This window comes from Flavobacterium sp. (assembly GCF_034111225.1).
Classification (GTDB): Bacteria; Bacteroidota; Bacteroidia; order Flavobacteriales; family Flavobacteriaceae; genus Flavobacterium.
Window position 1 is genome coordinate 522,032 of record NZ_JAWUXR010000011.1, and the last position, 21,742, is coordinate 543,773.

Below are 21,742 nucleotides of genomic sequence, written 5' to 3' on the forward strand. Positions count from 1 at the left end.
TTATTCGTCCTTAAACCAGCCTGAATACATCACATAATTATTAGAAATCCTTTCTATTTCACCTGCAAAATTACTTTGATCAATATCTTTTACTTTTTTTGCTGGAATACCAGCGTATATAGAACCAGATTCAACAATAGTGTTTTGAGTAACTACAGAACCTGCTCCAATAATTGAATTACTGTGTATTACACAATTATCCATTACAATAGCCCCCATTCCAATTAGCACATTATCATGAATAACACACCCATGAACAATTGCGTTATGACCAATTGAAACATTACTTCCTATAATAGTAGGATGTTTTTGATAAGTACAATGAATAACAGCACCGTCTTGAATATTAACCTTATTTCCTATTGTAATAAAATTAACATCGCCTCTAATAACTGCATTAAACCACACACTACAATTATCTCCAAAAGAGACATCACCTACAATTGTAGCATTTTCTGCCACGTAACAATCTGATGGAATAATTGGATATTTACCGTTAACTTCTTTAATTACCATGTCTTATTTATTTAAAAAAAATGTCCTGAATAAATTCAGGACAAATATAAATCTTATATAATTATAATATTTTTAATTAACCGCAGGACAATTACAATCCCAATCAGCAGCTCTACAAAAGATATCAAATCCAAGTGTTATCTGGTGGAAACCACCATTATCAAATTTAACATCTCCTAACAAGTGAGAGTAAGTATATGAAAACATAAATTTCTTATAGTTTACACCAATAATTGGAGTAATATATTGTAATTTTTGTTCTTTAACAGTCGTTCCACTTAAATATTCTGCGCCGTCAAAACTTCTTCTATAAGAAACTCCACCCCATAATCTACCAAAATCAAGGTTCTTATATACTTTCAAGTTTAAATCAATAGACTTTTCACCTGTTTCTTCAGTCATCTGAAACATAAATGAAGGTTCAAACATTAATCTATCACTATCTCCAAAAACAGCTCCAGCACTCCAAAGGTATTTTCTTAAATTATCTGATTCTATTTGACTTGTATATAATTCCCTTCTGTTTGCTAAGAAGTTTTTTACTGTTAAGTGTGTAAAGAAATCCATATAATGATATGAAGCTCCTATATCAACATTAAAATAGGCATCTTTTTGAATAACACCTGGAACAATAACAGGATCAAATCCATCAAAGTCAGTTCCGTCAATATTACTCTGAACAAATGCAGCACTTAAACCAAAAGACAACTGATTTAAATCAGAAGTTCCTCTAGAGAATCTTAAATGATGGGCATAAGTAAGTTTTGCTCCTTTTTGAGAATGATAACCATTTTTATCATTAAAAAGAATCATACCAACTCCAGAAGTACCGTCTTCATCTAATGCAGTGTTAAAACTTATAGTCTGTAACGCAGGAGCATCCTCTTGACCAAGCCATTGTTGACGTGCAGTTAATCTAATTTTTCCACAATTAGCCGCACCAGCCATTGAAGGGTGAATTAAATAGTAATTATCCGATAAATAATCTGAATAAACAGCAACTCCTTCTTGAGAAAAAGTAATTTGAGACAATGCAAAAGCAAAAATTAAAAAAATTTTATTTAAATTCATTTTCAATAATTTAATGTAAACAACTGTTTATCAGTCGAAAAATATAACTTTCTGAAGTGCGTAAAAATCACGAACTTGCCAAAGATATAAATTTTAATTTAAGTTTAACAACTTATTTTTATCTAAAATAAATGTTAAAAGTTAAAAAAATAAAAATGAAATATATAGACAAGTTTTGTTTATTACCTTTGTAAAAAAAAGACAATGTACAAGGTAGCTATAAAAGAGACTAACAATCCATTAATTATAAAGTTTGAATTAGATGAGTTTATTGTAAAAAATCAAAGTTTTGAATTTAAGAACATTGATGAAGCAAAAAATTCACCACTTGCTCAACAATTATTTTATTTACCATTTGTAAAGACAGTATACATTTCTGGAAATTTTATTGCCATAGAGCGTTTTTCGATTGTTGAATGGAAAGATGTACAAAATGAAGTTGCCGAACAAATTGAAAGCTTTATAAACGACGGCGGAATAATTGTTAAGATTGAAGAAAATTCTACAAAAAAAACTCCAGTTACAATTTATGCTGAAAACACACCTAACCCAGCTGTTTTAAAGTTTGTAAGCAACAAGCTACTCACAAAAACAATGATTGAGTGTAAGAATATTGACGACACTGTTGCTTCACCTTTAGCTAAAGAATTGTTCAAATTTTCTTTTATAAAAGAAATTTTTATTGATGAGAATTACATTTCAATTACAAAATATGAAGTTGCAAATTGGGATGACGTTACCTTAGAAATTAGAACCTTTATTAAAGAGTTTATTGAAACCGGAAATATTGTTGTTGACGAATCTTTAATAGTAAAAACAGAAATCCATAAAAATCAACAAGAAGATTATTTTGACAAACTTGATGTTACTTCGCAACAAATAATTAATATCCTTGAAGAATATATTAAACCAGCTGTTCAAAGTGATGGTGGAAATATTATGTTTGACTCATTTGACCCAACAGAAAAAAGAGTAAAAGTTATTTTACAAGGCGCTTGTAGTGGATGTCCTTCTTCTACATTTACTTTAAAAAACGGAATTGAAAACATGCTAAAAGACATGCTAAAAGACCAAGACATTAAAGTTGAAGCAATTAACGCTTAACTTTAACTCATATAAACAAAAAGGGAGCCCATAGGCTCCCTTTTTTTATTGTTTATATCTAATTACTTTGACTTATTAGCTGCGTATTGATTGAAATCTTTAAACAACTCCAACAAACTCATTGTTGCTTTAATTAAATCATTAGTCTCTAATAATAACGCAAAATACAACTTACTGTTTTTTGGACTGTTTTCAGTTGTTCTAATTCTTTCAATTTGTTTTTGAATTAAATCTGAGATTTTATCTAACGCAACATCTTTCTCAGATAAAATCGTATCAATATTTTTAAAATCTTTACTATTAAATACTAAAACAATGTTGTTGAACAATTCTAAAACTTGCAATTCAATACTTTTTAAATCTCTCGTTTGATTGAACTTTAATTGTTTATGATTATTATTTACATGAGAATATCCATTTTGAGCAATAAAACTCATTGATTGTGAAATATCTTGTAAATAACCTAAAATTAAAATATAAAACTTACTCCCCTCGACCGAAGTTTCATCAAGATTTTTAATAAAGTAGTATACATTATTCTTAAGATCATCAACTTGTTTTTCAAGTTTTTTAATTGCTTTTTTATTTTCTTTTAAAATCAATAAATCCTGTAAACTTAAGCCGCTAATAACTCCACTATAAATTTTATTAGATTTGTTTACAATATTTGCAATCTGATCTGAAGTTTCATTAATTACTTCATTAATAGTAACAATGTCTTCTCTTTTTAAACTTTTTACTTCTTCTTCTTCTTGCACTTTCTTTTTATGCAATTGATTACTTCTATAGAAGAAAATAGCAATAATCATCATATATGCAAGGAATGCAAATGCTTCACCTATGTATAGTGTATAAGCAATAATTCCTGATGCTATAAATGCTGCGATTGCAGTGAAGAACCAACCTCCAATAACATTTAAAACACCTGCAATTCTATAAACCGCACTTTCTCTATCCCAAGCTCTATCAGCAAAAGAAGAACCCATTGCAACCATAAATGTTACATAAGTGGTAGAAAGAGGCAATTTCATTGAAGTACCAATTGATATTAAGACTGCCGCAACAATTAAGTTCACAGAAGCTCTTACCATATCGAACATTGGTTGCTCGCTTCTTTTCCCTTTATATTCTGGCAAAATAAACTGCTTATCAATCTTTATCTGAACTGCTTTAGGCAGAACAAAATTAATTGCATTTCCTAAATACATTCCTCCTCTTACAATACCTCTTGATAAAGTATTTGCATTATATTTTTCAGACCCCTCTCCTTGTCTTGATAAATTTTGTTCTGTTTCTAGTACATTTTTAGCTTTTTTAGAGGTCCAAAGTGTGTACACCATTATAGTTCCTCCTAAAGCTAAAAAGATAAATGGTGCTGGTAAATTTTCTCCTTCTAAACCAGACATCATAAACTCTTTTGCACCAAGTGTTTGACCAACCTCAGTATACATCTCATAAGATTGAAAAGCAGCAATTGGAACTCCAATAAAGTTTACCAAGTCATTTCCAGCGAAAGCCAATGCTAAGCCAAAAGTTCCAACAATAATAATAAGTTTAAATATATTAAACTTTATTACACTCATTATTATTTGAGATGCAACAGTCCAAAAGATAAAACAGTAACCAATAATCATTAATTGGTTTTCTTTTATAAAATCTTTTGCATCACTAGAGATAAAAGTAACTGATTTTAAACCTTTAATTAAGATAAAGAATGAAATTGCAGTTAATGCAAAACCTCCAAAAATTGCACCAAAATAACGGTATCTTTTTTCAATATGAAAAGTAAAAAGTAAACGAGAAATATATTGTATAATTGACCCTAATGTAAACGATAAAATAACCGACAATAAAATACTGTATATAATTTCAGATGCTTTCTTTGTATTTATGTATTCTCCGAGTGTATTAAAATCTCCATCAGCAAAATAAATTTTTGTAATTGCGATAAAAACAGAAGCCCCTAATAATGAAAAGATAATAGAAACGGTAGTTGATGTTGGCAGTCCTAATGTATTAAAAACATCTAGCAACAATACATCTGTAATCATTACAGCTAAAAATATCATAATGACATCATTGAAACTAAACATGCTTGGCGTAAAAATACCGCTTCTGGCAATTTCCATCATTCCGTTAGAATACAACGCTCCAACAGCAACACCAATACTCGCAACTATCATAATAGTTTTAAAAGAAACAGCTTTTGAACCAATAGCAGAATTTAAAAAATTCACCGCATCATTAGCTACTCCAACCATTAAATCAATTGATGCTAGAATTGCAAGTGCAACAAGCATTATCACATAAATTTGTTCCATCTAATTGTATATAATTATTTTATGCAAAATTCCTTTAACTTATTATATCTAATGTTAAGCTAACGTTATTTATTTAAAAAATAAGGAAGTTGCAGAAGAGTCTGTTAGTTTGTAAATTTATAACAATAATAATCATTTAAAAATATTTATAATAGCAATTTTAAAAGTTATAGAAGTATTATCTAGTTCTGAAAAAGTTGAGAAGACTCAACTAAAAAAGCAGTTAAACATAGATCTAAATCAATAAAAAAAACATTCACTCAATATGTGTTCAGGATTAAAAGCTTCAATAAAACATAATAAGGTTTCAGAATTTAGAATCAATTTAAAAATTACATTTGGAATAGAATAATTTTTCAAAACAAAAAAACCCTAAACATTCTATTTACAGGAGGATTTTATTTTATTAAACAATTTGAAAAATTACCTTTGTAAACAATCCTAAAAAAATAAAAAATGACTGACAATAAAATGGAAGGCTATTTTGACTTATTAAAAAAAGTTGTTTTAGAATATTCCCCTAAAATAATTTTCGCTTTTTTAATCCTGTTTATAGGACTATGGGCAACAAGTATCATAACGAAATTAATAAAGAGAGTTCTAAAGAAAAGAGAAGTTGAAGATACATTAGCAAATTTTGTTGGAAATCTTCTTTTTTGGACATTTCGAATACTTGTATTTATTACATTTATTTCAAAACTTGGAGTAGAAACATCTTCATTTGTAGCAATTTTAGGAGCCGCAGGTTTAGCTGTTGGTTTAGCACTACAAGGCTCTTTATCTAATTTTGCTGGTGGAATTTTAATTATTTTGTTCAAACCATTTAAAGTAGAAGATGTTATTGAAACTCAAGGAGTAATTGGAGTTGTGAAAGAAATTCAAATTTTCAACACACGATTACTTACAGCTGACAATAAAACTATATACATTCCTAACGGAATTTTATCAAATGGTGTAGTTACAAACTATACACAAGAAGGAATAAGAAGAGTTGACATAGTTATAGGTGTTGATTACAGTTCTGATTTACAATTAGTAAAAAACACTATTAAAGAAGTGATGAGTAAAAATGACCATGTTTTAAAAGAACCTGAAGCTACAACTTTTGTACTAGACTTAGCTGACAGTAGTATAAACATGGCAATTCGTCCTTGGGCAAAAGTTGAAGATTACTTTAAAGTTCGTTCAGAAATACTAGAAGCATGTAAAATTGCTTTTGACAAAGCCAATATTGAAATTCCATATCCACATCAGGTAGAAATTCATAAAAAATAATTATCTATTTAAGACAAAATCTTTTAAATAATAAGGTTCAAAATAAGCGACATTCTCAAAGTCGCTTATTTTGTATTTTTCAAATGCAAAACTACTCATTTCATTAGCAGACGGATAAATAATATCGTTATGAAATTTAAACTTATCATCAGTAAGAGTCTCTTTAAATTTTAATGCTCCATCTCCAATTAAATGTATCGTACTTTCAATTTCAGAAAATGACTTTTCATCAATAATTAAGGCTTCTACATTTTTAATCATTTCAAATTGCGGGTTAAAAAAAGCGGCATATACTTCCATTCTTCGTGCATCTATCATTGAAATAATTATTCCATCTTCAATTGTAAGCTGTTTTGCCAATGCAGTTAAAGTATCAACTGAAATTAAAGGAATATTTAAAGCATAACACAGGCCTTTAGCCGAAGAAACACCAATTCTTAAACCTGTATAAGAACCAGGACCTTTACTTACCGCAATTGCAGACAAATCTTTAAACGTAATATTGTTTTCGATTAAAATCTCTTCAATAAAAACATGTAGTTTTTCTGCATGAGAAAAATTATGACTCGCAATTTCTTTTAATGCAACCGTTTTTCCATTCTCTGACAATGCTATTGAACAGTTTTTTGTTGCAGTTTCAATACTTAATATAAAACTCATTCTTTAAAATAATTATAGTGCAAAAATACAAAGTTTAGTTTTAGTATTTCAATAAAAAAAGAGGCATGAATATCACGCCTCTTTTTTTTATACTAATTATAACAAAAAATTATTCTTTCTTCTTGGATTTATCTTCGAGCTTTATTTTGTCATTAGAATTTAACTCTTTTGAAACCATGGTATAAGGTCCAGTAATAATTTCATCTCCTTTTTTCAATCCAGAAATGATTTCAATATTCGTGTCGTCTTGAATACCTGTTTTTACAACTCTAATTTGAGCTTTATCACCATTCTTAACGAAAACACATTCGAATTTTTGATCTGATTTATACGTTCCGTTTTTCTCTTTAACTTCTTTATCTAACTCAGCAATGATATCTTTCTTCACAGAAGTAGTGTCATCTTTAATTACAACTGCACTAATTGGCGCACCAATAACTTTAACTTTTCTATTTGTAATAATATCTACAGTTGCAGTCATTCCAGGTCTAAATGGAGAATATGTATCTGGTTTTCCTTCAATTAAATCCATATAAGATTCTTTTAAAATTCTAACTTTCACTTTAAAATTAGTAACCTGATCTGCAGTTAATGCAGAACTAGCAGAATTAGAAATACTCGTAACAACTCCTTTGAATTCTTTTTTCAAATACGCATCCACTTCAATATTAGCTGAATCACCAACACTTACTTTAACAATATCATTTTCGTTTACATCTACTTCAACTTCCATATGGTTTAAATTTGCCACACGAAGAATTTCAGTTCCTGCCATTTGCTGAGTACCCAATACCCTCTCTCCTAATTCTACTGAAAGTAATGAAATTGTTCCATCAGCAGGAGCGTAAATTGTAGTACGTCCTAAATTATCTTTTGCTTCTGTTAAAGTTGCCGAAGCACTTTGAACATTATAATATGCAGATTGCTTTGAAGCTACCGCTACTTCATATGCAGAAACAATTCTATCCCATTCAGATTTAGAGATAACTCCTTTTTCGAATAACGCTTTATTTCTCTCAAAATTAGCTTTTGCTTCTTTTACCTGAGCTTCTGCTTGGCTTAAACCTGCTCTTGTATTTGACACAGAAGCTGCAGTTCTATTTACACCAGAAACATAAATGTCTGGGTTTATTTTAACCAATAAATCTCCTTTTTTAACTTGTTGTCCTTCTTTAATAGGCAAATCTATAATTTCACCTGAAACCTCAGAAGTTATTTTAATTTCAACCTCAGGCTGTATTTTACCTGTTGCAGAAACTGTTTCTACAATTGTCATTTCATTGACTTTTGCAATTTCTACAATTTTAACATCTTCATTATTACCTATAATTCCTTTACTCTTTAACACTAGTAAAACGGCTATAAAAGCAACTACTGATCCAACTGTAATGAATATTGACTTCTTTGTCATAATTTATTTTTTTTCAATTAATGGTATTCCGAAATAAAACTCTAATATTTTTGTTCTAAATATGTAATCATATTTTGTGCGTAATAATTCTGATTCTGCACTATCCAAAGCTACTGATGATTGAGAAAAATCAAAAGTATTTAACAATCCTACTTCGTATCTTTCTTTAGAAAAACCAAAGGCTTGTTTACGCGCTTCTAAAGTTTTTTGTGCCGCTTCATAACTTTTCTTAGCATTTATTACATCATTATATGCTTGATAAACACTAGTTTCTAAATCTAATTCCGCTTGTTGTAATTGATACTCAGAGCGTTCTTGATTTATTTTCGCTCTTTGAACCCTTCCTCTTGTTGATAATCCATTTAAAATTGGGACATTTAGCTGTAGTCCAATTGCTGTTCCATCAAACAATGATAATTGATCTGTAAAATTAAAAGGGGTACTTTCAGACCAACGGGTGTTATAACCCACAAATCCTGAAAGTGTTGGCAAATAAGAAGATCTAGAAATTGCAAGATCTTTTTTAGCAATTTCAACATTTGAAAGCGCTATTTTTATATCGTTTACCGATTCTTTAGCTTTAGCTAAAATAGTTTGCTGTGATTCAGTACTTAAATCTGTTAAAGGTAAATCTATATCTTCATCAGAAACATCAAAAGTCGCATAATCTTTAATTAGCAACATTTGACCTAAAGCAATTTTAGAAATTAAAAGCGTGTTTTCAGTACTAATAATTTGTTGCTGTTGCGTTGCATCAGTTGCTTGAAGTTCAAAAATATCACCAGTTGGTAATGAACCTGCGTCAATTAACTGCTGCGTTCTAATCAAGTTCTCCTTAGTAATTGAGTTTTGATTGATTAAAACTTTTAACTGCTCTCTATTAAACAATATTTGCAAATAAGAATTGGCAACTGAAAGTGCAATATCGTCTTTCATTTTATCTAAACGATACGTGTTCGCAATTTGATTTAACTTAGAACGTTGAAGAGTTTTCCAGTTAGACAAACCGTTAAATAAGGTAACATTTGAATTAGCACCTGCCGAAAACGATTTAAACGTTTGATTCTGGAACTGATTGGTTACAGGGTTAATACTTGCTCCTGTATTCATACTGTAGTTAGCATTAGTATTTAACGTTGGCAAAAAGCCTCCAATAGCTTCCATTTTTTCAATCTCAGAAGTTTTTAAATCTAATTCTGACTGCTTAACAGAAATGTTATTTTTGATGGCATAGTCTACACATTCTTCAAGTGTCCATTTTTTTTCTTGAGCAGATAACTGAAAACCTATCAGAAAGAGAAAAAACATTATTTTTTTAATGATCATTATATATTTTTTATAAATGAATTTAATAATAAGACCAAAAAAGGTTAGTTTTGTTACAGGAAACGATTAAAATTTTAATTTTACAGCAAAATAATTTTCATCGATGAAAAAATCAACATATGAATATTGTCTATTCTTAGTGTTTTTATTTTTTGTTTCTTGTGGAACAGTAAAAAAAATAGAAGCGCTTAAACCAACTCCAACTGGAAGTTTACCAATGGTTTATAAAAACAAAACTTCGTTTATTGCAATGCCTGTTGAAATTACTATTCAAGATATTCAGAGGCAATTAAACAAGAATTTAAATGGATTGATATATGAAGACGATAACATTGAAGATGACAATGTGAAAATGAAAATTTGGAAGACTGATGATATTATTTTAAAAGAGAAATACGGAATTATTTACTCTGAAATTCCTTTAAAAATATTGACTACTGTAAAATATGGAACCGATTTTCTTGGCTTAAATGACACAAAAGATATTTATTTAAATGGCACAATCACTTTAAGAAGCAAAACTCATTTAACAAATTGGAAATTAACTACTAATTCCACTATTGAAAAACTAGAATGGAATGAAAGTCCAAGTATTATAATTTCAGGGAAATTGATACCTATTACTTATTTAATCAATCCAACAATTTCAATGTTTAAAAGTGAAATTTCAACACAAATTGACAATGCTATTGATTCTACTTGCGACTTTAAACCTATTGTTCTTGATGCTTTAGATGTGTTATGCAAACCCTTTTTAGCAAACAACACATATCAAACTTGGTTTAAGCTTCATCCTATAGAATTATACGACACTACAGCTGTTTTAAAAGACAACAAAATCACTATGCAAATGGGCTTAAAGTGCATTATGCAAACTATGGTAGGTCAGGAACCAAAAAACAATTTCAACAAAGACAATATTGTTTTAAAACCTGTTTCAAGCATGCCCGATAAAATAAACGCATCTATAGCAGCAGTTTCCACCTACAAAAATGCTTCAGAAATTATTACTAAAAACTTTAAAGGTGAGACTTTTTCTTCAGGAAGCAGAAGTGTTACGGTTCAAAAGGTTGAAATTTGGCAAAAAGACAATAAATTAATAATCGCATTAGACTTAATAGGTTCTATAAATGGAACAATTTATTTATCAGGTTATCCTGATTACAATTCAGTATCAAGAGAAATTTATTTTGAAGATTTAGATTATGTTTTAAACACCAAAAGTATTCTGTTAAAATCGGCAAACTGGTTAGCCCAAGGTTCCATTTTAAATAAAATAAAAGAAAACTGCAGGTACTCAATCCGAGAAAATTTGGAAGAAGCAAAACAAAACATGTTACCCTATTTAAACAATTACTCTCCAACCAAAGGAGTATTTGTAAATGGAACATTAAATGATTTCGAATTTGAAAAAGTAGAGCTCACAAACAATGCTATTATTGCTTTCATTACAACATCTGGAAAAATGAAAATTACAATAGATGGAATGGAATAAAATATTTTACTAATTATTCCTTTTCAGTTTTTTTTACACTTCGTATTTTATAAATTGCGTAAGCTGCAACAGCAACTAATACATAAGGAATAACCATTAAGTAAACTATACCGTCATTAATGGCTTCAGCTTGCACACCACCTTCTTCACTTTCTAATGCCGCTCTACACATTGCACATTGTGCTTGAGATAATAGAGGCAAGAAAAAAGAAGAAATAAGAAAAACTTTTAACAATAGTTTTGAACTTTTAACTTTGGATTTTAGCCTTTTAACTAACATAATAAGGAGATATCATTAAGTAAACTACAACACCTGTAATTGCTACATACAACCAAATAGGAAATGTTATTTTTGCAATTTTTTTATGCTTATCAAATCGTTTAGCTAAAGCTTTTACGTAAGTAATTAAAACCAATGGAATAATTACTATTGAAAGTACAATGTGAGTTATAAGTATAAAGAAATAAACATATTTAATGGTTCCTTCTCCTCCAAATTTAGTAGAATCAGCAGTCATATGATAAGCAACATACATAACTAAGAACACAACCGAACAAGCAATTGCAAACTTCATTAATCTTTCATGTAAAGTTCTATTTCCTTTTTTAATAGCAATTACCGCTGCAATTAATAAAATTGCTGTAAAGCCATTTATGGTGGCGTAAATTGGCGGTAAAAAAGACAATGGCTCCACATCGTAACCCAATTCCCTTAAATTAACTCCAAAAAGTGCCGCAACGGCTAGAGGAATAATAATTGATAATGCAATTATTAATTTATTGTACTTCGTTTCTGTTTTATTTTGTTCCATTTTATTCTTCTAATAATATTTGAATGTCTTCTTTTATAGCGTCAACTCCAGATTGTTCAATTCCATCATAATATAAAATAGGATTGCCAAATTCATCTTTTCTACATCTAATGTTTCCTTCTTTATCAATTAAAGCAAAAAAACCAGAATGTTCGAAACCTCCTTTTGCTTTATTATTTTGAGAAGCATATAAATTAAAACCTTTATTAGCTATTTCGTAGATATACTTTTTATCTCCTGTTAAAAAATGCCAGTTCTTGTGTGTTACTCCCAAATGATCAGCATGATTTTTTAAAACTTCAACTGTATCGTTTTCTGGGTTAATAGTTATAGAAACAATTCCAAAGTCATTATTAGAAAAAAACTGCTTTTGAATTCCAAGCATGTTTTGATTCATTATTGGACATATAGTAGGACAGGTTGAAAAGAAAAACTCAACCACATATACTTTATTTTTTAAGTCTTTATCTGAAATGATTTTATTGTTCTGATTTGTCAATGAAAAACTAGGTGCTGAACCAATTTCAATTAATTCAGATTTTGTAAAATAACGAGCCTTTATTTCTTTTACTGTCCAAATTCCAAAAATTAAAACTATAAACGAAATTCCTATATAAGATTTATTCTTCATATTATTTCTTTTTTATCTGTTCTTCAACATTCTTAGTAATCTTATCTCTAAACTCGTCTGTTCTTTTATTCTTTTTCAAAGCCAAACGATATTCTCTTAAGATAATTTTCATGTCGTCTGTCATTTCATTATGGAGTTCAGCAGCAGAAATAGTATTATAACTATCTATGTATTCATCTTGTCCTTTTAAATCTTTTCCTTTTCTACCTCTATGATTAATTTCTTTATCTAAAATAAGTACAGATGGAGTACTTGATTTTTCATCGAGACCTCCAAGTATTTTAAAACTTTCAAAATAAGGTTTGATTTCTGATTCAGGAGCAAAGATAAATTTCCATCCACTCATATCTTCAGTAATAGGTTTTAATTCACTTATAATAGACTTCACAGCCTCTTCTTGCCCTTCTGAAACAATCATTACCAATTGCAAATCATCAAAGCCAAAATATTTTTTATAAATTTTTTGATTCAAGTTAAATAAATTCCCCTTACTTAACTCTACATTACTTCCAAGAAATCCTAAAACAGTAATCTTATTTTTGAGCTGAATCTTTTCAGAACTATCAAATGATTTCCAATTTAAAGGCAATTCTTCATTTGATTTTGACAAGGTAGGAAGAAACAAAGAGTTATGTTTTGCAGAAGCAAAAATTAAATATGCTACGATGGGTAATATAAACAACCCTATTAAAACAATTTTCTTTTTCATAATATCTTTTAATGTTATACAAAAATAAAAAAATCCCGCGAGATGCGGGATTTTATATATCAGAATATCTTGTTAAAAATTCCATTTGATTTGACCTGATTTATATACTTCATGTATATAATCACCTTCAACTAATAAAATAAAACATAGATATAATATTAAGAACACTAAAGGGGCAACTATAGACCATCTTAGTCCTTTAGTCTCACCTTCTAAGTGCATAAATGCCCAAACAATATAATACGCCTTAACAATTGTTAAAATAATAAACAGCCAGTTCAATAAACTTACTGAAAGAAAATGAACTTTAAACAATGCATCTGGTTTAACAATACCAAACGCTACTTCAACTGTAGTAATAACAGATAAAATTGCGAAAACTATCCAGATTCTTTTTGTATTTGATTCGTGTGCGTGTGCCATGATTCTTTTATTTTAAAATTATACTAAGTAGAAGAATGTGAATACAAATACCCAAACTAAATCTACAAAGTGCCAATACAATCCTACTTTTTCAACCATTTCGTAACTTTTTCGCTTCTCATAAGTTCCTAAAATAACATTAAAGAAAACAATTACATTAAGTAAAACTCCTGTAAAAACGTGGAAACCGTGAAAACCAGTAATAAAGAAGAAGAAGTTTGCAAACAATTTATGTCCGTATTCGTTTCTAATTAAATTAGCTCCTTCTACAACATACATTGCACTCTCCATTTTTTTCAAAGATTCCTCTCTAGTAAGAACAACTTTTTCTTTATCTACAATCATCTCAGATTTCACAAACAACTCTGGATGTGATTTAAAACCTTCTACAACTTCATTTACAGAAAAAGAAGGTAATGCAGATTCATCTATAAACCAAAAACCTTTATCTCTAGTTAGCTGAGTTCTATCTTCATGCATTACTTTTGCAAATTCATGTAAAGCAACACGTTTTCCATCTTTATCAACAAATTGCAATATAGAACCACCTTTTGTTTCGATTGCTCCATATTCACCTTTAATGAAGTTTTTCCACTCCCAAGCTTGAGAACCTAAGAAAATAAATCCTCCAATGATTGTTAAAAACATATAAAAAGCAACCTTACTCTTTTTCATTTGATGACCAGCATCAACAGCTAGTACCATCGTTACAGATGAGAAGATTAAGATAAATGTCATTAATGCCACATAATACATAGGCGCCGGGACACCATGTAAAAAAGGAAAGTGAGTAAACACTTCATCGGCAATTGGCCAATTTTCAATGAATTTAAATCTTGAAAAACCATAAGCCGCAAGAAATCCAGAAAATGTTAAAGCATCTGATACGATAAAAAACCACATCATCAATTTACCATAAGTTGCTCCTAAAGGGCCTGGACCGCCATCTAATAAAGCGTTTTCGTCATGTGAAGTACCTGTCGCTCCCATATTTTTTTATTGTTAAAAAGTTCCCAAATTTATTACTTTTTTTCTATTTGAAAAAATAGAAAAATAAAAACAAATAAACCCAAATAAAATCCATAAAGTGCCAATACATTGCACTTAGCTCAATACCAAGGGTTTGAGAGGAATTGTATTTTTGTTTATAATGATTATAAATTACTATAAAGAGAGAAATAAACCCTCCTATTAAATGCGCTAAATGCACAATTACTACAATGTACAAAAAAGAAGTGGTAACATTACTCTCACTCCCAGTAAAAAAATATCCGCTTTCAACTGCTTGTTTAAAGCCTTTGAATTGCAAATAAACGAATAAAAATCCTAATAAAAGAGTTCCCCAAAAAAACATCGTAGCTTGAGCTCTATTATTTGATTTAACTGATCTATATGCTAAATAAAAAGTAGCGCTACTCGTTATCATAACTAACGTAGAATAAATAAAGGCTGTTGGCATTTGAAAATCACTCATCCAGTCTGGTCTAGATTTACTAACAACATAAGCACTCGTTAAACCAGCGAAAATCATTAAAATACTAATCATACCAAACAACAACAACAACTTATACGATTTCCCTTTTCGTATTTGATGTTCTTCTATAGACATTTTTGTTTCCATATTATCTTATAAATTTATCTAAAACAAAGATTATTTGAACTAATGAAATATACATTACACTAACAAGCATTAATTTTCTTGCAGCCTTGGCGTCCATTTCTTTATATAATTTAACAGCAGCATACAACATCCAAATACCAAGTAAAAACACAATAACTGCAGACGGTTTAGTTAAATATAACCTTCCAGTAATTCCAAGCACAGGAATTAAAGAGGCTAAAATCATCCAAACTGTGTATAGTATTGTTTGAAGCGCTGTTTTTTTATCTCTTTCGCCTGTAGGTAACATAAAGAATCCCGCTTTTTTATAATCATCATACAAAAACCAACCAATTGCCCAAAAATGAGGAAATTGCCAGAAAAATTGTATCATAAATAAAGCACCCGCTTCTATACCAAAATGGCCTGTAGCAGCAACCCAACCTAACATATAAGGAATAGCTCCTGGAAAAGCACCAACAAAAACTGAAAGAGGCGTAACTGTTTTTAAAGGCGTATACAAACTCACATACATGAAAATGGAAATCGCCGCAAACATTGCTGTTTTAGGATTAATACAATAAAGTATAATTAACCCTATTGCCGTTAAAACACTTCCTAATAATATTGCTTGATTTTTTGTAATATCTCCTGCAGGTAATGGACGATTTTTAGTTCTATCCATTAAAGCATCTAAGTCTACTTCTATTACTTGGTTAAAAACATTTGAAGCACCAACCATACAATAACCTCCTATGATTAACGACAAGATCGTCAACCAATTTGAGGCTTCCCAATTTTCAACTCCCAACAAATAACCTGCAATTGTAGAAAAAACAACACTAATAGCCAGTCTGGCTTTAGTAATTGCAACAAAATTAGCAAACATTGATTTATTAGTTGTAGTACTCAAAATTTATGAAAAACTTTAGTTTTAATTGATGGCAAAGATACAAATAAGATTATTGATAAAACAGTATCAATTCTTAAAAGTTAAGAAGATTTTAATAATCAAAATACCAATTAAATAAATCACTTCTAAGACCAATTGAAAACCAAGTAGTATTAGATTTTAATGTATTTGCAGTCTCTGCAGTTGGATCAAAATTTCTAAACATAAAATTTCCGAAAACCTTTAAGTTAGCTGAAGGATTTACAACATATCCAAACTGCAGATCAGTGATCATTACGGTAGTTTTATTACCTTGAGCTATTGAAACTCCAGTATCGTATGGTCTATTGTCATCATAGTCTAAATAAATATTTCCACCATAATTAAATGTATCTGTTGAAGAATTAAAATCAAAACCTCTTTGTCCGTAAATTAACTTGACCTCTCCAAAATACCTTCCTTTAAAATATCTTGCAACTCCAATTAACTCCCTGAAATTAGCGCCCCAGTTATGTCCCATACTTTGATTATTATGCGCATAATTTGTCAACGGGTTACTGTGTGAGTATACGTATGGTCGAATTTGATTATACTCCATTTGCAACATTAAGTTCTTAACTTTAAACGCATCAAAATATTTAACACCAACTTGGTAACCAAATTTATTTCTCCAACTTTGATTACTTTCTTTGACATCACCTATAGCAAATTCATCAATTAGAAATTGCCCATAAAAATTAACCTGATTGTTCCATTTGTATTTAGATGTTAATCCTAAAACTGCATTTCCGGCTTTTGAAGAAGAAGAAAACTCTACTGCCCTATAGAAAATAATAGGGTTTACAAAGTTTACGTCAAACCCTCTGTCATTAGTATTTGACCAAACTACATTTTCAAAAAGTCCAATATTTAATTTTTTAGAAACATTATAACTTAAATAATGACTTGCCATATACTTAGTAGCATAAGCTCCGTCAACAGTAACATCTGGACGAACATCCTTTAACCACATATAAGTATTGGTATATTTGATCTTCCAAAAAGTTGTATTAATTTTTAAAAACGGATAAGGACTAGCTCCATCTCCTTGCAAAAGCGAACGATATCCATCTCCAATAAAGTTTCTTCCATACCCTAATTGCATATTAATAAACTTACTAGGCGTATATTTTATATTTGCTTCAGCCAATGGAAAATCAAAAGCATCATCTTTAAATCCTTTAGCGATTCCAATTCCTGGAATTATTGCTGGATTTCCACCCGAAGGTCTAATACTTGAAGCATATTGATTATAATAATCTGCAAACCTACCTTGACTTTCAAATATAGAAGCAGAAAAACTTAACTCTTCACCTAACTCACCTTGAACCTGAACACCTCTCGTATTCACAAACGTATTGGACAATTCACTATCTAAGTCTTTCCCTACTCTTAAGTCTAAAATTGGATTCATTGTAAACCAATAACCTTCTCCTTGAATAGCTACTAGGTTTTCGTTCCATAACTTTTTACCCAACCAAGTTGACTTCTCTTTTAATAAAGACTGATTAACAGCTTCAAAATCATAATATTTAGCAACTTCCTGATAAGAATAAGGCTTAGTTGCGGTATGATTATTACTCCCAACTTGATTCATTAAAGCATCAAAATTAGAATAATTAAGATGCGTAAAAGGAATATTCAATCTGCTTTTATAAGTAGCGTTTTCATAAGGTTTGTAATTTTCTGAAACTGACTCAAATTCATTCAAAATTTTACTATTATCAATTAATTTAGAATTAGCTTTATCAAACTCTTCAACAACTGCTCTTGAACCATAAGGTTTTGGATTTTGCAAAGGAATAGGTATTTTAATAGTAAACTTTGAGTATACTTTTCTACCTGAATAAGTTGCAGATTTCACTTTTGGCAACAATCCAAATATTCTCTTGGTTTCCGTTTTTAAATCTTCCGTCAGCGCATCAACATAAATCACTTTAAACTCACCTAGAGTGTCTGTCTCAAATAATGCCACTACATTTCCTTTAAAACTTGAATTAGCTGTTTCTTCGGGAACTTTAAAATTTTCAAAAAAGAAATTCTGAATAGTATTGTAAAAACATGCTTCATACTTATCTGAAGTTGTGTTCTCACATTCAGGGAAAACAGGAAGTTGCTCATTTGAAGGATTTATTTGCGCTTGTAAGGAAAATCCTGTAGCGAATAATAAAATTATATAGTATATTTTTTTCATGATTAATTTAGTAATCTGTATTAGTAATTTCATTATTAGCAATTTGCTTTGCTGAAGAAGTTCCAATTCTCTTAACCCCAAGGTTAATCATTTGGATTGCATCTTCGTAACTTTTAACTCCACCTGAAGCTTTAACCGGTAATGGAAAAGCATTTTCAATCATTAGTTTAATTGCCGAAAATGTTGCTCCATTTGGGGAACCATCTTGAGTTACATAAAAACCTGTTGATGATTTTACAAAAACCTTATCGTACTGTGATTCATTAAAGCTTGAAATCACACAATTTTTTATTAAAGCAGTAATTTGAACTATTTCATGATTATTTAATGCTGCAATCTCTATGATCCATTTTACAACTTTATTATTACTCAAGCCTAATTTAGTACACTCAATAACCTGATTCTTCACATAATCCAACTCATTTCTTTTGAAAGCTTCATAGTCAATAACATAATCCAATTCATCAACACCATGCTTTATAGCAGTTAGCGCTTCATCACACTTCTCTTCAGTTGAATTTGTTCCTTTTGGAAAATCGATAACTGTCCCTATCAATAATTTAGAATTTGATTCATCAATTGCTCTTTTTGCCAAACTAATATATTCTGGCCTTATCATTATAAGTTTAAAACCTTCAGAAATAGATTCATCTATAGTCGCTTCAACGATTTCAACATTTTTTTCTTCAGATATTAAAGATTGTTCCGCTGTTTTTAAATATGTCGAGTCTAAATATTGTTTGATATTCATAGTCAAATTATTATGAAAGTTGTAAAAATAAAAAAATCCCTTTTAAAAAGGGATTTTTTTATTTTTTAAATGTTTTTATTTTAATCTAAACGACACAGGAATAATATATTTTATCTTTACATTTTCCTTTCCTTGCTTTGCCGGTGTGATTCTAGGTATTTTTTTTATGGCTTTTTCAGCAGCCATTCTCATATCATAAGTAGCTCGATTATTATCAACCGAAATTACATTAGTAATATTCCCTTTTTCATCAATAACAAACTCTACAAGAGCAGTACCCTGCTTACCACTTTCGAAATCTGAATCTGGATAAGTTAAATTTCTAGAAATTGCTTTTGCCAATTGACTATCAAAACATGCTTTTTGTTCGCTACGGGCAAGCCCCTTACATGCTTCAAACATTGGCAATTGTTCTACAGAAAATATAGTATTCTCACTAGACTTTGTCGCAGTCTCACTTACTGGAGATTGTTTTAAATCGTTAGGAACTTCATTTATTGTATTATTCTCGTCAGGAATATTTTTTGTCTCTGGCTTTAAAACTTGATTGTCATCAACTTTTTTAAAAACAGGACTTACTCTATTCATTTTTACAACAGCCTTTTCTAACTTAGCAACAGGTTTACTCTCAGGTATTATTGGATTGTATCTAAAAACATCTTCTACTGATATTGTTACAGAATTTTCATCATTAGTAACTGATTTTTTGTTTTCAAACTTATATTCTAAAACAAAAAGCGTTACCACCATAGTAACTATTAAACCTATTTGAAAATAAGCGAAGCTGTTTTTTAATTTTCCTTTAAAATTTACATTTGGTCTCATAGTATTCTATTTTAATTAAACAATATTTAATTATTACAATACAATTTATGTGCCAAAAAAAATCCCAATCAGTTGATTGGGATTTTTAAAATATTACTGTAGCTTAAAGTTAATTGGTAGTCCATATTTCACTCCAACAGCCTTACCTCTCTGTTTCCCTGGAGTAAACTTAGGTAATTTAGAGATAATTCTTTTAGCTTCTGCTTCTAATAAATTAGCATCACTTTTAATTCCTCTACCACGTGTCAAAATATCTGTTACATTTCCTTGCTTATCAATAACAAATTGAACAGAAACAACACCTTGTGATCCGTTTTCTTGTGCTCTTTGTGGAAAAGAAAAATGTTTATTTATATGTGCTGCCATTTTTTCATTAAAACAATCCATTCTTTTGTTCTTTGCAACACCTTCACAACCTGGAAAAACAGGAATGTCTTCAATTACAGCAAATGGTAATTCATCTGGAATATCATCAAAATCTCCACCTGCTTCACCAACTTCAGAAGCTTTAACTACAACTACTGGCTTCTTTTCATCAACCTCAGTAGTCTCAATTTTTTTATCTTCTAAAATAATTTTATCATCTACTACTTGAATTACTTCAGGGGCAGGTGGTGGTGGTGGTGGTAATCTTTGAACAGGAGGAAGTGTAATGATTGTTTCCTCGTCATCAACAAAATTATCAACTAAATTTAATTTCTCTGTTTCAATTACAGGATCAGCAGATTTTAACTCTATTCCTATAAATGTCAATAACAATACTGCTGCTAAACCAACTTGAAAGAAAAGTGTACTATTTCTTTTTGGGTCAACATTTGGGTTTTTCTTTAGTTCCATGACTTAATTTTTGTGTTGCTAATATAAATATTATTTTTTAATTTTTTGTTCTTGCTTGATAATATTCCTTTCTAATATAGGAAAGTTAATATAAGCAATGTATGCTCCTATTGAATTTGCAATAACATCGTAAAAATCAGCTGTTCTAGTTACAGTTACAGCGCCTTGTAATACTTCAATAATTATGCCATAAAAAATAGCACCAATAAGTATTTTAAATCTAAAATGATTTATTTTTTTCCTTAAACCAAAACTCCACAAGAAAACCAAAAAAAAATAAAAAATAAAATGAACAATTTTATCTTTAAATGGCAATTGCACTACAAATAAAGGGGCTTTTTCAATAGTAATTAAACTTAACGTAGTAATTAATATTGTCCAAACAACAGCAATAAAAATAAATTTACGCTCCAATAAGAGTTGCATAATCTTCGTTAGATAACAAACCGTTAACTTCAGACAAATCTGAAATTTTTATCTTTACCATCCAACCAGCACCATATGGGTCTGAATTCACTACTTCAGGCTCAGATTCTAAGCTATCGTTAAATTCAATAATTTCTCCAGACAAAGGTAAAAACAAATCAGAAACTGTCTTAACAGCTTCAACTGTTCCAAACACTTCATCTTTATCAAGAGTTTGATCTAAAGTTTCTACCTCAACATATACAATGTCTCCTAATTCACTTTGAGCGAAATGAGTAATCCCTACAGTTGCAATATCTCCGTCAATTGCAATCCACTCGTGATCTTTTGTATACTTTAAATTAGTTGGTATGTTCATTTATGTAGTTTTAAAAAAATTAAAGTACAAATGTAGTTTTATTAATTTAAATGAAAAATAACTTTT

At 29.7% G+C, this 21,742-nt stretch carries 23 protein-coding genes; 3 read left to right on the plus strand and 20 right to left on the minus strand.

Going from position 1 to position 21,742, the window contains the following annotated elements:
- Positions 1-516 carry a gamma carbonic anhydrase family protein gene (locus UXY25_RS07760; protein ID WP_320815430.1) on the minus strand — a complete coding sequence of 172 codons (516 nt, stop codon included), beginning with the start codon at positions 514-516 and terminating at the stop codon, positions 1-3.
- Between the two features lie 72 nt (positions 517-588).
- A complete protein-coding gene (locus tag UXY25_RS07765) occupies positions 589-1,587 on the minus strand; it encodes a type IX secretion system membrane protein PorP/SprF (RefSeq protein WP_320815431.1) in 999 nt (332 codons plus the stop codon).
- A gap of 204 nt (positions 1,588-1,791) precedes the next feature.
- Here UXY25_RS07765 and UXY25_RS07770 point away from each other — a divergent pair, with 204 nt between their 5' ends.
- Complete coding sequence (locus tag UXY25_RS07770; RefSeq protein ID WP_320815432.1) at positions 1,792-2,691, plus strand: NifU family protein; 900 nt, start codon at positions 1,792-1,794, stop codon at positions 2,689-2,691.
- Between the two features lie 62 nt (positions 2,692-2,753).
- On the opposite strand, the gene UXY25_RS07775 is transcribed toward UXY25_RS07770, so the two are convergent.
- A complete protein-coding gene (locus UXY25_RS07775) occupies positions 2,754-5,012 on the minus strand; it encodes an inorganic phosphate transporter (protein WP_320815433.1) in 2,259 nt (752 codons plus the stop codon).
- A gap of 456 nt (positions 5,013-5,468) precedes the next feature.
- On the opposite strand from UXY25_RS07775, the gene UXY25_RS07780 reads away from it, so the two are divergent.
- Positions 5,469-6,287, plus strand: a complete 819-nt coding sequence (locus UXY25_RS07780; protein ID WP_320815434.1) for a mechanosensitive ion channel family protein — start codon at positions 5,469-5,471, stop codon at positions 6,285-6,287.
- Here the strand turns inward: UXY25_RS07780 and tsaB are convergent, their stop codons facing one another.
- The 3 genes from tsaB to UXY25_RS07795 form a co-directional block, all read right to left on the minus strand.
- On the minus strand, positions 6,288-6,947 hold the full coding sequence (tsaB, locus tag UXY25_RS07785; RefSeq protein WP_320815435.1) for a tRNA (adenosine(37)-N6)-threonylcarbamoyltransferase complex dimerization subunit type 1 TsaB: 660 nt from the start codon (positions 6,945-6,947) through the stop codon (positions 6,288-6,290).
- A gap of 109 nt (positions 6,948-7,056) precedes the next feature.
- A complete protein-coding gene (locus UXY25_RS07790; protein WP_320815436.1) occupies positions 7,057-8,358 on the minus strand; it encodes an efflux RND transporter periplasmic adaptor subunit in 1,302 nt (433 codons plus the stop codon).
- Positions 8,359-8,361: 3 nt separating this feature from the next.
- The gene (locus UXY25_RS07795; RefSeq protein WP_320815437.1) at positions 8,362-9,684 is read right to left on the minus strand and encodes a TolC family protein; all 1,323 of its coding nucleotides are present in this window, start codon (positions 9,682-9,684) and stop codon (positions 8,362-8,364) included.
- Between the two features lie 103 nt (positions 9,685-9,787).
- Between UXY25_RS07795 and UXY25_RS07800 the strand changes: the two genes are divergently transcribed.
- Positions 9,788-11,179, plus strand: a complete 1,392-nt coding sequence (locus UXY25_RS07800; RefSeq protein ID WP_320815438.1) for a DUF4403 family protein — start codon at positions 9,788-9,790, stop codon at positions 11,177-11,179.
- Between the two features lie 13 nt (positions 11,180-11,192).
- Here the strand turns inward: UXY25_RS07800 and UXY25_RS07805 are convergent, their stop codons facing one another.
- The 14 genes from UXY25_RS07805 to gcvH all read right to left on the minus strand — a co-directional run bounded on the left by UXY25_RS07805 (position 11,193) and on the right by gcvH (position 21,676).
- Positions 11,193-11,459, minus strand: coding sequence for a hypothetical protein (locus UXY25_RS07805; RefSeq protein ID WP_414601372.1), 267 nt, complete (start codon positions 11,457-11,459; stop codon positions 11,193-11,195).
- A complete protein-coding gene (locus UXY25_RS07810; protein WP_320815440.1) occupies positions 11,449-11,991 on the minus strand; it encodes a DUF420 domain-containing protein in 543 nt (180 codons plus the stop codon). The genes UXY25_RS07805 and UXY25_RS07810 overlap by 11 nt, the downstream gene beginning before the upstream one ends.
- A gap of 1 nt (position 11,992) precedes the next feature.
- Positions 11,993-12,622, minus strand: a complete 630-nt coding sequence (locus tag UXY25_RS07815; protein ID WP_320815441.1) for an SCO family protein — start codon at positions 12,620-12,622, stop codon at positions 11,993-11,995.
- A 1-nt stretch (position 12,623) separates the two neighbouring features.
- On the minus strand, positions 12,624-13,331 hold the full coding sequence (locus UXY25_RS07820; protein ID WP_320815442.1) for a hypothetical protein: 708 nt from the start codon (positions 13,329-13,331) through the stop codon (positions 12,624-12,626).
- Between the two features lie 72 nt (positions 13,332-13,403).
- On the minus strand, positions 13,404-13,754 hold the full coding sequence (locus UXY25_RS07825; RefSeq protein ID WP_320815443.1) for a cytochrome C oxidase subunit IV family protein: 351 nt from the start codon (positions 13,752-13,754) through the stop codon (positions 13,404-13,406).
- A gap of 18 nt (positions 13,755-13,772) precedes the next feature.
- On the minus strand, positions 13,773-14,744 hold the full coding sequence (locus UXY25_RS07830) for a cytochrome c oxidase subunit 3 (RefSeq protein WP_320815444.1): 972 nt from the start codon (positions 14,742-14,744) through the stop codon (positions 13,773-13,775).
- 43 nt (positions 14,745-14,787) lie between these two features.
- Positions 14,788-15,375 (minus strand): heme-copper oxidase subunit III, encoded by a 588-nt coding sequence (locus UXY25_RS07835; protein WP_320815445.1) that lies wholly within the window; start codon positions 15,373-15,375, stop codon positions 14,788-14,790.
- A 1-nt stretch (position 15,376) separates the two neighbouring features.
- Complete coding sequence (cyoE, locus tag UXY25_RS07840; RefSeq protein ID WP_320815508.1) at positions 15,377-16,243, minus strand: heme o synthase; 867 nt, start codon at positions 16,241-16,243, stop codon at positions 15,377-15,379.
- A gap of 115 nt (positions 16,244-16,358) precedes the next feature.
- Positions 16,359-18,479 (minus strand): gliding motility protein RemB, encoded by a 2,121-nt coding sequence (locus UXY25_RS07845; protein WP_320815446.1) that lies wholly within the window; start codon positions 18,477-18,479, stop codon positions 16,359-16,361.
- 7 nt (positions 18,480-18,486) lie between these two features.
- Entirely contained in the window at positions 18,487-19,230 is a 744-nt protein-coding gene (deoC, locus tag UXY25_RS07850) for a deoxyribose-phosphate aldolase (protein ID WP_320815447.1), read from the minus strand.
- Between the two features lie 75 nt (positions 19,231-19,305).
- Positions 19,306-20,055, minus strand: a complete 750-nt coding sequence (locus UXY25_RS07855) for a TonB family protein (RefSeq protein ID WP_320815448.1) — start codon at positions 20,053-20,055, stop codon at positions 19,306-19,308.
- A gap of 93 nt (positions 20,056-20,148) precedes the next feature.
- On the minus strand, positions 20,149-20,892 hold the full coding sequence (locus UXY25_RS07860; RefSeq protein ID WP_320815449.1) for an energy transducer TonB: 744 nt from the start codon (positions 20,890-20,892) through the stop codon (positions 20,149-20,151).
- 30 nt (positions 20,893-20,922) lie between these two features.
- Complete coding sequence (locus UXY25_RS07865) at positions 20,923-21,318, minus strand: VanZ family protein (RefSeq protein WP_320815450.1); 396 nt, start codon at positions 21,316-21,318, stop codon at positions 20,923-20,925.
- Positions 21,296-21,676 carry a glycine cleavage system protein GcvH gene (gene gcvH, locus UXY25_RS07870; protein ID WP_320815451.1) on the minus strand — a complete coding sequence of 127 codons (381 nt, stop codon included), beginning with the start codon at positions 21,674-21,676 and terminating at the stop codon, positions 21,296-21,298. The genes UXY25_RS07865 and gcvH overlap by 23 nt, the downstream gene beginning before the upstream one ends.
- Positions 21,677-21,742 lie beyond the last annotated feature (66 nt).

Coding starts and splice junctions, on each gene's coding strand:
- UXY25_RS07800 (WP_320815438.1), top strand. CDS start 9,788: ATGAAAAAATCAACATATGAATATTGTCTATTCTTAGTGTTTTTATTT.
- UXY25_RS07790 (WP_320815436.1), bottom strand. CDS start 8,358: ATGACAAAGAAGTCAATATTCATTACAGTTGGATCAGTAGTTGCTTTT.
- UXY25_RS07865 (WP_320815450.1), bottom strand. CDS start 21,318: ATGCAACTCTTATTGGAGCGTAAATTTATTTTTATTGCTGTTGTTTGG.
- UXY25_RS07760 (WP_320815430.1), bottom strand. CDS start 516: ATGGTAATTAAAGAAGTTAACGGTAAATATCCAATTATTCCATCAGAT.
- UXY25_RS07830 (WP_320815444.1), bottom strand. CDS start 14,744: ATGGGAGCGACAGGTACTTCACATGACGAAAACGCTTTATTAGATGGC.
- UXY25_RS07820 (WP_320815442.1), bottom strand. CDS start 13,331: ATGAAAAAGAAAATTGTTTTAATAGGGTTGTTTATATTACCCATCGTA.
- gcvH (WP_320815451.1), bottom strand. CDS start 21,676: ATGAACATACCAACTAATTTAAAGTATACAAAAGATCACGAGTGGATT.
- UXY25_RS07825 (WP_320815443.1), bottom strand. CDS start 13,754: ATGGCACACGCACACGAATCAAATACAAAAAGAATCTGGATAGTTTTC.
- UXY25_RS07805 (WP_414601372.1), bottom strand. CDS start 11,459: ATGTTAGTTAAAAGGCTAAAATCCAAAGTTAAAAGTTCAAAACTATTG.
- deoC (WP_320815447.1), bottom strand. CDS start 19,230: ATGAATATCAAACAATATTTAGACTCGACATATTTAAAAACAGCGGAA.
- UXY25_RS07775 (WP_320815433.1), bottom strand. CDS start 5,012: ATGGAACAAATTTATGTGATAATGCTTGTTGCACTTGCAATTCTAGCA.
- UXY25_RS07780 (WP_320815434.1), top strand. CDS start 5,469: ATGACTGACAATAAAATGGAAGGCTATTTTGACTTATTAAAAAAAGTT.
- UXY25_RS07810 (WP_320815440.1), bottom strand. CDS start 11,991: ATGGAACAAAATAAAACAGAAACGAAGTACAATAAATTAATAATTGCA.
- cyoE (WP_320815508.1), bottom strand. CDS start 16,243: ATGTTTGCTAATTTTGTTGCAATTACTAAAGCCAGACTGGCTATTAGT.
- UXY25_RS07795 (WP_320815437.1), bottom strand. CDS start 9,684: ATGATCATTAAAAAAATAATGTTTTTTCTCTTTCTGATAGGTTTTCAG.
- UXY25_RS07845 (WP_320815446.1), bottom strand. CDS start 18,479: ATGAAAAAAATATACTATATAATTTTATTATTCGCTACAGGATTTTCC.
- tsaB (WP_320815435.1), bottom strand. CDS start 6,947: ATGAGTTTTATATTAAGTATTGAAACTGCAACAAAAAACTGTTCAATA.
- UXY25_RS07765 (WP_320815431.1), bottom strand. CDS start 1,587: ATGAATTTAAATAAAATTTTTTTAATTTTTGCTTTTGCATTGTCTCAA.
- UXY25_RS07860 (WP_320815449.1), bottom strand. CDS start 20,892: ATGGAACTAAAGAAAAACCCAAATGTTGACCCAAAAAGAAATAGTACA.
- UXY25_RS07835 (WP_320815445.1), bottom strand. CDS start 15,375: ATGGAAACAAAAATGTCTATAGAAGAACATCAAATACGAAAAGGGAAA.
- UXY25_RS07855 (WP_320815448.1), bottom strand. CDS start 20,055: ATGAGACCAAATGTAAATTTTAAAGGAAAATTAAAAAACAGCTTCGCT.
- UXY25_RS07770 (WP_320815432.1), top strand. CDS start 1,792: ATGTACAAGGTAGCTATAAAAGAGACTAACAATCCATTAATTATAAAG.
- UXY25_RS07815 (WP_320815441.1), bottom strand. CDS start 12,622: ATGAAGAATAAATCTTATATAGGAATTTCGTTTATAGTTTTAATTTTT.